The 12,182-nt window shown below is 42.8% G+C and carries 15 protein-coding genes; 14 read left to right on the top strand and 1 reads right to left on the bottom strand.

Going from position 1 to position 12,182, the window contains the following annotated elements; genetic code table 11:
* Positions 1 to 84 precede the first annotated feature (84 nt).
* The 12 genes from R2E40_RS10130 to R2E40_RS10075 all read left to right on the top strand — a co-directional run bounded on the left by R2E40_RS10130 (position 85) and on the right by R2E40_RS10075 (position 10,130).
* Positions 85 to 1,398 (top strand): phage portal protein, encoded by a 1,314-nt coding sequence (locus R2E40_RS10130; protein ID WP_318165379.1) that lies wholly within the window; start codon positions 85 to 87, stop codon positions 1,396 to 1,398.
* Positions 1,361 to 2,152 (top strand): HK97 family phage prohead protease, encoded by a 792-nt coding sequence (locus R2E40_RS10125; RefSeq protein WP_318165378.1) that lies wholly within the window; start codon positions 1,361 to 1,363, stop codon positions 2,150 to 2,152. The genes R2E40_RS10130 and R2E40_RS10125 overlap by 38 nt, the downstream gene beginning before the upstream one ends.
* Positions 2,153 to 2,310: 158 nt before the next feature.
* Positions 2,311 to 3,564, top strand: coding sequence for a phage major capsid protein (locus R2E40_RS10120; RefSeq protein ID WP_318165377.1), 1,254 nt, complete (start codon positions 2,311 to 2,313; stop codon positions 3,562 to 3,564).
* 49 nt (positions 3,565 to 3,613) lie between these two features.
* Positions 3,614 to 4,156, top strand: a complete 543-nt coding sequence (locus R2E40_RS10115; RefSeq protein WP_318165376.1) for a hypothetical protein — start codon at positions 3,614 to 3,616, stop codon at positions 4,154 to 4,156.
* A gap of 1 nt (position 4,157) precedes the next feature.
* Entirely contained in the window at positions 4,158 to 4,484 is a 327-nt protein-coding gene (locus tag R2E40_RS10110) for a hypothetical protein (RefSeq protein ID WP_318165375.1), read from the top strand.
* Positions 4,484 to 5,044, top strand: coding sequence for an HK97 gp10 family phage protein (locus tag R2E40_RS10105; protein WP_318165374.1), 561 nt, complete (start codon positions 4,484 to 4,486; stop codon positions 5,042 to 5,044). The genes R2E40_RS10110 and R2E40_RS10105 overlap by 1 nt, the downstream gene beginning before the upstream one ends.
* Before the next feature lie 17 nt (positions 5,045 to 5,061).
* Positions 5,062 to 5,442, top strand: coding sequence for a hypothetical protein (locus R2E40_RS10100; protein WP_318165373.1), 381 nt, complete (start codon positions 5,062 to 5,064; stop codon positions 5,440 to 5,442).
* Positions 5,443 to 5,458: 16 nt separating this feature from the next.
* Positions 5,459 to 5,914 (top strand): hypothetical protein, encoded by a 456-nt coding sequence (locus R2E40_RS10095; protein ID WP_318165372.1) that lies wholly within the window; start codon positions 5,459 to 5,461, stop codon positions 5,912 to 5,914.
* Between the two features lie 178 nt (positions 5,915 to 6,092).
* Positions 6,093 to 6,500, top strand: coding sequence for a hypothetical protein (locus R2E40_RS10090; protein ID WP_318165371.1), 408 nt, complete (start codon positions 6,093 to 6,095; stop codon positions 6,498 to 6,500).
* Positions 6,500 to 6,823 carry a hypothetical protein gene (locus tag R2E40_RS10085; protein WP_318165370.1) on the top strand — a complete coding sequence of 108 codons (324 nt, stop codon included), beginning with the start codon at positions 6,500 to 6,502 and terminating at the stop codon, positions 6,821 to 6,823. The genes R2E40_RS10090 and R2E40_RS10085 overlap by 1 nt, the downstream gene beginning before the upstream one ends.
* A gap of 86 nt (positions 6,824 to 6,909) precedes the next feature.
* Positions 6,910 to 9,774, top strand: a complete 2,865-nt coding sequence (locus R2E40_RS10080) for a hypothetical protein (RefSeq protein ID WP_318165369.1) — start codon at positions 6,910 to 6,912, stop codon at positions 9,772 to 9,774.
* A 59-nt stretch (positions 9,775 to 9,833) separates the two neighbouring features.
* Positions 9,834 to 10,130 carry a hypothetical protein gene (locus R2E40_RS10075; protein ID WP_318165368.1) on the top strand — a complete coding sequence of 99 codons (297 nt, stop codon included), beginning with the start codon at positions 9,834 to 9,836 and terminating at the stop codon, positions 10,128 to 10,130.
* Positions 10,131 to 10,295: 165 nt separating this feature from the next.
* Here the strand turns inward: R2E40_RS10075 and R2E40_RS10070 are convergent, their stop codons facing one another.
* Entirely contained in the window at positions 10,296 to 10,706 is a 411-nt protein-coding gene (locus tag R2E40_RS10070) for a hypothetical protein (protein WP_318165367.1), read from the bottom strand.
* Between the two features lie 586 nt (positions 10,707 to 11,292).
* On the opposite strand from R2E40_RS10070, the gene R2E40_RS10065 reads away from it, so the two are divergent.
* Together R2E40_RS10065 and R2E40_RS10060 are read left to right on the top strand one after the other, a co-directional pair.
* Complete coding sequence (locus R2E40_RS10065) at positions 11,293 to 11,565, top strand: helix-turn-helix domain-containing protein (RefSeq protein ID WP_318165366.1); 273 nt, start codon at positions 11,293 to 11,295, stop codon at positions 11,563 to 11,565.
* Between the two features lie 138 nt (positions 11,566 to 11,703).
* Positions 11,704 to 12,174 (top strand): glycoside hydrolase family protein, encoded by a 471-nt coding sequence (locus tag R2E40_RS10060; protein ID WP_318165365.1) that lies wholly within the window; start codon positions 11,704 to 11,706, stop codon positions 12,172 to 12,174.
* Positions 12,175 to 12,182: the final 8 nt, after the last annotated feature.

Here is a 12,182-nt window from a genome sequence, read left to right as displayed (position 1 = left end):
CCGCCAATAAGCACCTACCCCACCTAAAAGCTCAAGCAATAAATACAGCAACACCCCAACAAATAATAACAATAAGGGCAAACAATGAATCACTTCAACCGCAAAGTTGAGGTCAAAGGACTGAGTGCAACTGACATCGCTAGCTATTATAGAAGCGGCGGTCAGAATGTAGCGCCAGTAGCTGACCCAACTGTACTTGCCTGTATCAAGATCATCGCGGAAACAGTAGGCAAACTATCAGCTTATTTGTATCGCGAAACTGAGACAGGTGACGAGCGCATTCACGCAGACAAAATGCTGAAAGTGCTCACCAAGAAACCTAATGACTTCCAAACAATGCAAGCATTCCTAGAAATGGTCATCTACCACTTGTGTACTGATGGCAATTTCTACGCAGTTATCAACCGCTCAGGCAAGCGCATTGTATCTATCTTCCCCGTTGAACATCCCTCCTGTGTTACACCTCAGCTCCGAAATGGTGAGCTAATTTACTCACTCTCTCTAAACCCACAAATGGGTATTCAAGGATACAAAACTGAATACAGCAAAGATGAAGTGCTCCACATTCGGATGGCATCGGGCAACTTGTTGAAGGGGCTAGGCTGTATCGCGCAAGCACGGCAGGCAATTGAGCTAAGTACGTTGCAACGCGAGCACAGTATCAAGTTCGCTGAAACCGCGTCTATCCCTGCTGGTATTGTCTCCGTTAACGTAGATGGTGTGCAAGCAGGTGAAGAAGACGCAGTACACGAGAATATTGACGTACTACAAGCTACTTTCTCCGGTGGTTCAAAAGCAACTGGCAAACTTGCAATTCTGCAAGGCAAATCAACTTATACCCCTATTACTGTTTCCAACGCAGATGCACAATTCCTCGAAAGCCGTCAATTTGGTCAAGCTGAGATTCGCTCTATTTTCCGAATCCCTGAACACCTACTAACAGGGTCAGGCAATGTTAAATACAGCAACTACGGCCAATCAATGTTGAGTTTTTATACTGAAACCATCTCTCCTTATATCGCGAGAATCCAAGCAGCGTTTAATGACCACTTAGATGAATATGGCATTTGTTTTGCGTTGGATGAAGCAGAGCTAAAACGTGGTGACGTAGACCAGCAGCGTAACAACATCACTCAACTATGGGACTCTGGGCTTATTACTTGGAACGAAGCTAGAGCTGAATTAAATCGCATTAGGAATGACCAAGGCGACCGCTTCAAGATCCAACGCAACAATGAGTTTGTGGGTACTTGGGATGAAATCCAAGATCTGCAACGAGCTGCTGTAAATGCAGAAAAAGAGCCAGCACAAGCTGAGCCAGAAGAACCCGAAAATAACAATAACAACGAGGGTATAAATAATGAGTCAGAAGAAAAGTTACCGCTTCAAGCTGAGTGAGTTTAACGCAGAGACTGGTGAGATTTCAGGGTACGCAAATACTTTTAATTTCAAAGACTATGCGCAAGATATCACAATGCCAGGCGCGTTTACTGCCAGCTTAAAACGACACGTTGAAGCAGGCACAAAAATTAAAATGCTTTGGCAGCACGACACAACCAAAGTAATCGGAGTATGGGAAGAAGCATACGAAGACAGCAAAGGTCTTTACTTGAAGGGGCGTCTAACAAAAGGCGTACAGCTAGCTGATGAAGCGTTGCTGTTACTGTCAGCGGGCGCACTGGATGGTTTGTCTATCGGCTATGTCACCATTGATAGCAAATACGACAGTAAGCAAAAAGCTAATCTACTGCTTGAAGTAGAACTGCTAGAAACATCTATCGTTACCTTCCCTTGTAATGCTCAAAGTCGAATCGACTCTGTAAAGAGTATGTTTGAAGAAGGACAAGTCCCAACTGAACGCGAAATGGAAAAAGTCTTGCGTGACGTAGGTATGTCGCAAAAGCGCGCAAAAGCGTTTCTCGCACAGGGCTATAAGGGCCTTAGCGTGGACACTACAACTGCCGAGGAAGCAGAGACAAGCGCGGAGACGCTGTCTCCTGTTGAAGAACCCGCATTGCCACAAAATATAAATACAAATGACGAAGTGGAACAAGAAACTAATTCCGAATCGTTAAATGAAACACCCCTCCCCGCTCCAATCGAGAGCGTAGAAGTTAAGAGCGCATTAAGCCACCTCTTAACTCTCTTCTAAAAGTAATTACTCCTTAGCTGGCCAGCTAAATCTATCACATAAAACTTTCTTTCTATTTGCTAACGGGATGTTCAGCAAATAACAAAACCTTTCACCTTAATTCAACGGGATGTTGAGTTAGTCAAATTTATTCCATTTATAAGAAGGATAACAAACAAATGGATATTCAAGAAACCATTACCCAAGTAGCTACTAAGCAAGCTGAATTTATCGAGAAAAACGCAACTGCTGTAACTGCTATTACCTCCGATGTTCAGGAAATCAAATCACAAATCCAAGAACTCGCCGAAACCAAATCCGCTGTTAATACCGCTCTGGCTTCAAATCAAGAAACCATCACCTCCCTCCAAGAACAAATCGAGCAACTGCAAGATGCTCAAGCAAAAGGAACCTATTCTATGTCTACTATTCAAAACACCCCTGAAGTTAAATTTGCTGATGTATGTGCTGCTTATAAGAGCGGTATCGTTGCCGGCCAAATGGGTGAAACTAAATCTGTATTTGCCTCTACTAACGCTGATATGGCTCCGCTGTATGTTCAAGGTTGGGAAGCTGAAATCATCAAGCCGATGAAAGACTTTTCCCCGATCCTGACCAAAGTTGGTATTCGTGATGTTGATAGCACTCGTGGTCTGCGTAAGCGCGTCCAAGTATCCAAGACTGGCTGCCGCGTAGGTCACGAAAACGTAGCCAACACCATGCTGACTGATACTGGCGGTGCAAAGTTTGAATGGTATCCGGCTGGCTTCACCTGCATCGAGTCATTCCAAATCATCACTAACGAGGCTAAGCGTGAAGGCGACTTCGATATGGTTGGCTTGGCTGCTGACGTACAAGAGACCCTGGCTGTAGCTGCTGCTCGTAATGCTCTGTTTGGTTGTGAGCAAATGCCTGGCTTGTTCGCTTACTTTGGCGACAACAAGGCTGACGCAGAACGTGCGTTCGACAAGTACCAAGCTCTGGACATGGTTGCTGGCTTTGGTGGTGATAAGAGCTACAGCGTTTCTCTGAAACAACTGCAAGCCGTTAAACGCGCACTGGCGATGGCTTACCGTAATGGTGCTGTTTGGTACATGAACGAAGAGACCTATGACACTCTGGCTTCGCTGACTGATGGTGCTGGCCGTCCGCTGATCAAAGACATCCTGACTGCTGGCTTTGATGGCCAACTGCTGGGCTACCCAGTAATCATCGATCCGACCATGCCGGGCCTAGGTGATGCTGGCAAGATTGCTGTCATGTTTGGTGATCTGCAACGCGCTGTTCAATTCTTCCGCATCAACGGCGTACACAAGGTTGACGAGCTGGCTATCTTCCGTGGCAACACCCACATCTACGACTCAGTAGAATTCGGTATGCGTATGGAGCACTCCTTTGCTCTGAAAGGTCTGCGTGTTCCTGCTGCTAAGTAATCTCCGTAAATCAGATGGGGCTTAGCGCCCCATTATAATAGGAGAACCTATGTATATTATTTCCGAAAGTATTCAAAAGTTAGAAACTGAACAATGCACTAACATCGATGAGTTGAAGAATAAAGTACAGATCGTACATGCGCTTACGGACGAAGATTTAATTAGGTCACTTAAAGCAGCTTTTAGCTACGCCGAAAAGTTTATGCAAAGGAAGCTGCAACGCCACACTATTCAAGTTCAAGTGCATTTGCCTGCTTATACAGATGGCACTATGTACATGCGCTGGGGTAACTGTGTTCTAGAATACATTACCGTAGGCTCTGAACGTCTTGAACATATAAAAGACTACAAAGTGCAGCGTAATAAAATCCAAATTGAACCTGCCCAATGTGATCGAGTTATCACAATTCAGTACAGTTGCGGGTTTAGTACAGCACGTGGCTTGCATCAAATACCCGATGAAGTTATTCAAGGCATCTTAATGTTTGCTGGCGCACTGCATCAAACTAAGACTGACTTAACATCTGAATCACTAAAGCGTGCTGCTATTTGCTCCGAGAACTTGCTTACACCTTATAGGTTAAGGATGTGATATGGACTACAGCAAATACACAACGTACTTGTGTTTCTATAGTAGTGTGCAAAAAGTGAGTGAATACACTGGGCATTCAACTGGCGAGGAACTTACCAAAGCGCACGAAGCTCTAGGTAAAGTTATTTTTGCTAAAGCACAAGAGTACAACGTAAAGGAACAAGAAGTATCAACGTGTGTAATTAAGGTGCCTTGGCACCCAGTTATTAAGACTTGTACGCACGTTGAGACGGTAGACTTTTATGACAGTGCAATGTACAAGATTGAATTACAGCAAATGCCATTCAATGATGGGGAACTTGAGATCAAGTGCATTAAGGTGCGTTGATGAATATGAATTTCGCTATCACTGGTGGCCCGCAAATTGAAGCGGGTATGCTTGCAATGGGTACGGTACTTTCAACTAAAGCAACAGCTAAAGCAATGCGGCAGGTACTGAAGCCTATACTGCAAGATATCATACAATCGGCGCCGATAAATAATGTTGTAGTGGACGGTGTTCACTTATCAGAATCATTCAAAATCAAGGTCACTAAACGAAATAACGCAATGCGTAAATCGGGAAGTGATACTTTCATTAGAGGATATATCTACACTGTAGGAGCCGCAAACGCATATGCCACAATGGTCGAATTTGGCCGTAATGGATATACAGCGCAGCGGGACCAGCTGTTTGGGCATCACACAAGCCCGTACAAAGTAGATATAGCACCTGTTCAAGCAAACCCCTTCATGCGCACTGCGTTCTATAGACACGCACATCAAGCCGCACAACAATTCATTGATCTTACCCAAGCAGAATTGCAAAGACTTTGGAACTCCAGAACTAAAACAGCCAACTCTTATATTAATAAGATGGCACGGCGTTCTGCCAAGTTAAAACCGTAAAAATAACAAGGAGACCTATGCTAGAAGATGCAATAACAAAAACAATAAAGTCCATATCTAGTAAAGTGTACTTAGGTTATTTGCCGGAGGCCGAAACAACTGGAATAGTTGTTTCGACAATTAGTACCAGAACTATACCCTCGCTTAAACGTTCAGATGTACGCGAACGTGAAGCTATTATAAACATAAAAATCTTTGGGGCTCATATTACTGAGGCTAAAGAACTTCAACATAAACTTCTCCGCTTATTCGATAGTGTAAAAATGAACGTTGAAGCGCCAGGGTATTGGTACGAGATGATAATTAAAGTCCAAAACTTAAACGATATGTTTATCGGGCAAGATAAGTTTTCACAACTAGACATTAGTGTTCATTACTATGAGCACCCAATAACATAATAATAAGGAGCCAAAAATGGCCACTACTAATACTTTTAAGGTACAAACTACCGAAGACACTCAAGTGTTTGTGAACTTTGACCAAGGCAAAACTGCTGCTGAAATCGTTACTGAGATCGTCGATGTATCCGAAGTAGGCGCTATTGAGCAAAGCCGCGAGATTAAAAAGAAAGGAACTGTCGGCGGTGATGAGTACTCTATCGGCGGCAAGCTGACTAACTCTGATATCGAAGTTAAATTCCTGCTTAACTCCGATACCAAAGTCATCTGGGATACATTTGTTGCTAATATCAACGACCCTAAGAAGAACATTGTTTCTCTGAAAGTTCTGTATCCATGGGGCGAAACTGTTGTAGGTAACTACGCCATCGCCAAAGTAGGCCGTCCAGCCGCAACTGACAACCCTGAGATTGTAGATGTAACTATCTCTCTGTCCCCGAGTGGCAAGATCGCTATCACCACTACTAAGTAATATTTCCTCTGTTGGCCTCAATTCCTAGCTAGATGCGAGGCCATTTTTACAGACGATTTGGATGCTTCCTTAGGGCAAAGCGCAAATACAAGATCTAGTAACTGTCAGTAAACACCAACCACTAGATGTTGCGAAGTGTATAGAAAATAAACAATAAAAATAACAAGAGGAACAGAACATGGAACAAATCAAAGACTTTAGCTTGGATATGCTGGATGAAGTGCAAACTAGAGGTGATGAAGTAATTTATAATGGCAATCGCTTTTATACACGTATGCTTACTTCTGGCGCACTGTACGCATATACCACTAACCAATTTAAATTCGCCAACGCAAAGAACGATGCGGAACGCGAAAACGCAATGAATGAAAGTACCAAAGCAGTACTAATGGGCGGTGTAGTTAACAAGAATGGTGATCCGTTCTTTACCAAAGAAGGTTACAAGAAGTTCATCGCTAAAGCAGACGTTGAGCTTATCAAGCTACTTGAAGAATCCGTCTTGCGGATGTGTTTGGGTGAGCAGGAAAAAAACGAATTGAGCGAGCAGTCTACACCGACCCAGGAATCCAAGACCGATTCCGAATAATGGAGCACTTCCCACAATACAAGCTCTGTGATTTTGAAGACATGGGGCAAGTGGAATATGAAATGCTGCTCGCAAGAGTAAATCAATACCCAGACAACTTACACAGTATCGCGATTGAGTTGCGCCGTGTACAAGGATACCAACTTAGAACATCAGGTAATGAGTTGGATAAAGACTTCTTCAAGGACTTAAAAGCACCATACGAAATCCCTGCTCGGCTGCTCACTAAAGAAGAATACTTAGAACGTGAACGGGCAAAAAGCCGAAATAAACTGACCCGCGAGAAGTTCCACAAGTTGAATACAAATATCCAAACAAATTAAGACGGCTTGACCGTCTTTTTTTGTATCTATTTTCCAAGATGGAGCAAGATGCACCATCCAAATAATAACAATAATAAGGAAACAGTATGGCAAGAGGAAATGGATTTACCGCCGCCGCACTTAATATCAATATCGGTGCCAATAGTGCTCAGCTATCTGCTGCTATTGATAAAGCAAAAGCAGTAGTGCAAGGCTTTGCTCAACACAGTACAACCAACCTACAGAAGCTAGCAGGCGCATTTAGTGCTGTTGGCAATGCAGCTATGAGTATGGGGCCACATATCGCTAACGCTGCTGGGATGGTTGCTAAAAGCACAAGTTGGGCTGTTGCAGGTCTGTCTGTTTATACCGGCGCTATCGTGGCAAACAGACTCGAACAAGAGAAGCTAGCTAAACAGTTCAACCTATCATCAGAGCAAATGAACTCCTTAGCGTATATGGCAAAGTACGCAGGCCAAGAAACAGAAGACTTTGCTGATGCGCTGAAAGAGCTTTCCATTAAAGCAGGCGATGCAGTTGAAAGCGGCGAGAAGATGGCCGATACAATGGGCGTTCTGTTTGACAAAATGGGTGGAGCTAAGAAGTGGGTCGGTGAAAATGACCCTATTAAGAAGTTATATGCGTTGCGTGAAGCATATCAACAACTGAGCTTAGCGGATCAAGTGCGTGTGGCTGATGAAATGGGTGATGCTGGTCTTAAACTTATTTCAACGTTGAAGCTGACTAATGCTGAATTCGAAATGCTTAGAAAGACTGGCGAAGCAACTTCAAACGCAATGAACACCGAAGCTATTCAAACGTTAATCTCCAAGTTTGGTTATCTTACTCAAGTAGGTAATGACTTCTTGACTGCTATCGTTGCTCGCTTCGCGCCAATGTTCTCTATGATTTGTGATGATTGGACGAAGAAACTAACATCGGCGTTCGAATCGAAAGGCGGGTTTAAAGAAGGCTTTGAAAGTTATGTAGATGAATGGGCAGACAAGATATTCAACTTCTTGTATGACACTATTGAAAGTGTAATGTCCTTTATGGACTCATTGAATAACGTAAAAATCGCTCTGCTTAACGCTGCTAATTCAGCTAAAGGCGCAATGGGTGGCTCAGTATCCAAAGTATACAGCGATGATTACAAGCTCACTAGTGCTCAAGCGCAAAGCGAGAAACGCTTAGACGAGCATTACAAGCAGCGTGATCGATTAGATCAAGAGCGTATAGCGTATGAACAGAAAAAACATTTGGAATACATGAAAGCAAATCCAAATGATAACGTTGTTCTACGTAACATAGGCGTTGGTAAACAACTAAAAGATGACCCAGCTTACGCTAAATTGCTCTCTAGCATAGACGCAAATACAAAAGCTATTCAGCCACTAGCTGCACAGCGTCAAATTCTAAACGCAGAATATCAAGCGCAGCGCAATCCAAATGAAATTGTAGATTCATCTAAAAAAGATGGTGCTTTGTATGAACTGAAACATGCACACGAAGAAAGTAAGAATAAGCCTAAGCCAAAGGACGCACCCAATGCACCAAAGGGCAAGAGCATTAGTGAAGCTGCATATATCAACTCACAAAGTGAAGCTAACGCAAAAGCAGAAGCTGATTTAGAGAAAAGCACGGCAGCACTTGAAGCCAAACTTGAATCGCAGATGAAGAAGATTCAAGCCATTCGTGACAAGTTTAAACACGATCAGCAAGCAAACTGGGATAAGACTGTTAACGCTGAAAAGCAGGAACTTTTAGATTCATTTGTTGATGCTGAGCAAATCATAAATGATCACTACTCTGAACGCTTAAAGACAGTCAAGCAAGGTTCAGCGGAGGAATTAAAGATCCAGCGTGAACTGAATGACAAGAAGATGGATCTTGCGCTTATCCAAGCAGAAGCAGAAAAACAACTCCAAGAAGACCAACAGAAGCGTTATGTTTATGAAAGCTCAAAGCTAATGAAAGATATGCGTGAGCAGCATGAAGAAGTAATGAAGAAGTTGGGTAAGCGTGGTGTAGGTGGTATTCAAGGCGGGACTGTAGGCCAGCAAAATCAAATTCGTGAAGAAACAAGGCAGCTTGAAAAGGCATACCAAAACCAGCTTGATGTACTTGAGGCTGAATATGGCAAGCAGAATGCCTTGTACCAAGAAATGCTTGATAAGAAAACTGAGGCTCTAAAAGCACAGCAAGCTAAAGAAGCTGCGTTGATAGCTGCGCACGGTGAAGGTATCGGTCATGACTTGCGGCGCTTGTACACTTCTGCCTTTGGTAAGGGTGGAATGGAAGAAGCATTCAGCGAACGCCAATCAGTTGTTGAAGGTTATACCAATGCCGAAATCGGCATGATGAAATCGCACAGTGATGAAGTTATTGGTAATGATGCAGATGCAATTGCACAGCGTAAGCAAATGGACGCGGATGCGCAAAATGCCAGAATAATGTTTATGGCAGATGGCATGTCACAAATCACAGCTATGGGAGCTAAGAATAACAAGGCTCTGTTTATTGCACAGAAAGCTATTACGTTAGCCATGATCGCGATGAACACTATGATGGGTGCATCGCAAGCAATGAAACTTGGGCCGGAAGGTTTACCTATGGTGCCTATGTTCTACGCATTAGGTGCTGCGCAAGCTGCTCAAGTCTTAGCAACTACCTTTATTCAAGGTCAAGCACACGATGGTATTGATTATATTCCGGCAGATGGTACTTGGAACTTGCAGAAAGGTGAACGTATAGTTGATAACCGGCTGAACGTTCGTTTAGACCAAGCAGTTGAGAAGATCAACACTGGTAATTACAACACAGGTAAAGGCAATATCTCCATTACAATGCCTATGACTATCCAAGGCGATGTCGTTGATAATGGATGGTTTAGCGGTAAGCTGGACGAACATTATGATCGCATTGCTGAATGTGTTGCAAAATACAATGATGATAGAGGTGTAAATAACTAATAAGTGATTAGGCCCTTCGGGGCCTCCTTGAATAATAACAATAATAAACAGAGGTCTTTATGGAATCTATTACTATAGCTGCTATTTGGCAGTGGATTACTGCTGTTGTAATACCAGCAGCAGGTGCATTAATGTGGTCTTACAGAAATGAAATAAAAATGCTCAGTGAGTTTAAAGTGCGATCCGAGGTTGAACGCGAGAACATGCAAGCGAAAATTGCTAATTTGGAGAAGAACCAGCTAGATTTGCGAGCTGAGATTAGAGATGAGATTCGCACAATGGGGCAGGATATCAAAGCTGATATGGCGGCTAATATGGCAGCTATTAGAGCGGATATTAAGGAAAGTAGAAAGTAACGCTGATGTGAATACGGAAACATGACTACGCTAGGCGAATTACCCCTTGCTCAACTGAGATATTTTTCCTGTACGCAAATTTATCTCACTCAGTCAACCACAACAATAACACAAGCAGATTTTAAATGAGGGTGCTCTATTCGTAGATGCACCCTCTTCTTTTTTCTAGGCTATAGATTCAAGTTGTTTGTATAACTTTTTATTCTTCGGGCGTGGTATGTTGCTCAAGACCGTGTAGCCCTTTTCGATATACATTAATGTAATCTTTGCCTTGGCATTATTAAGCTCTATGCCTATACGCGCCTGTCCTGCTGTCTCGCAGCGTAAATCCTTAGCTTGTGCCAACGGCTTTAAGCGACGTTTAGCCGTTGCGAGAGACGCTTGGAAGCGCTGTATGCACGTATCCAGGGAGCGTAAGTTATCATTAGCTGTTACATATGCGAGCTTTAATTTGTCGCTGTAGATGACTTGTATGTTTCTAGTCTTGACTCCGTAACGGCGTTTCTGGATCTGGCGCTCAGTTGAAATGAGTGCAGGGAAACATTGCAGTGCGGAAATGGTGATTAGGCTTTTCATATACTTCCTCTTTGTGTTACGCACTTAATATCACGCACCTGTACACCTTTTAAAAAATCTTTCAGAAATATTTCTGACCTTTTTAGACCAAGTAAACAAGAACAACTCTAAGACAGCTCTGCATTCTGTATCACTTTCTTTCAGATATAAAAAAGGCCCACTATTTCTAGTGAGCCAATGTGCTCTAAAGGATTTTAGCGATGTCAGTCGATATGAGCACAATGTATTTATGGTAAAAGCTGTTTGACTTCTTTTAATGGGTTTAAGTAAGTAAATGATGTTCTTGCCAGTTCAAACTGTCTTACTAGATCGTGGTTTAGTGCAGTACTGTCATTTAATGTTTCATTGTACCTAGCTTCAAGAATCCCCTCCCCTAACAGATCATCTTTTTTGCGTGGCTTCTTATATGGGCCTTTAATGATTACCTGGCCTCTGCGATAACACTTGTTTCTATGGTCGTACCAAATAGGCGCGTTGAATGAATGTCTCATAATAGTCTCCTGTTCTTCTATCTCTAATATTTATAAATCCTCTGCCATAAATACACGTAATAGAACAATAAATAATACACACAATGGAGAGATTTATGATCAACGAATACGAAAATAAGATGATGGACAATTATGAAAACAAGTCTATTGGTATCAGCAAAAAAGACGAGGTTGCTATTGAGAATTTCTTTAGGTCCTTGGCTAGTACCAAGAAAAAAACTCAACCAGGTCGCAAGAAAAAGCTCTCCCCTGAACTACAAAAACTCGTAGTTGAGCAGTACGCAACAGGTGAATACACACATCGCCAACTTGCAGAAGCAACAGGTGTATCTACAGAGACTATTCGCCGGACACTAAACAGCAAGTAATTACAGCAGTTAAACAACGTATTTAAACAACGTACAGCAGCGTATAGCGCATTTGCTGCGTTAGCTAATGCATAGCTGTGCATTGCTACAAAACAACGAGAGAGCGCAGGACATTGCGAATAATAATAAGGATATAAAATGGCTAGTGATAATTTAGTACAACGAATCAAAACTAACGAAGGTAGTATTGCGTATCAAAGAAAGAACGGCATGTATAAGGATGGCAAATTCTATTTATACAAGGACAGCTTGGGTTACTGGACAATTGGGTATGGGCACTTGTGTACTGATAACGAGGTTAAAAAGTTCAAGGGTGGCATTTCCGAAACGCAAGCAGGCATTCTTGTACTGCAAGATATAGTTGAAGCAGAGCAAGGCGCACGGCGCTTGTTTGAAATGAACAGGCACTCCGTTGAGGTTCAGGATGTGCTGATCGAAATGGTGTTCCAGTTAGGTGAGCGCAAAGCAAGCGGATTCAAGAAATTCAAAGCGGCGCTGGATGCAATGGACTATGACACCGCAGCAGATGAACTAAAAAATTCCAGCTGGTATAAGCAAACACCTAATCGAGTAAGGCAACACTGCACTGTACTACTTGCTGCTATGTGATTTTTTTG

It is taken from the genome of Aeromonas sp. CD (assembly GCF_033349375.1).
GTDB classification, from domain to species: domain Bacteria; phylum Pseudomonadota; class Gammaproteobacteria; order Enterobacterales; family Aeromonadaceae; genus Aeromonas; species Aeromonas hydrophila.
Note: the sequence above shows the minus strand (reverse complement) of the source record. Positions and strands in the feature narration are given on the sequence as shown.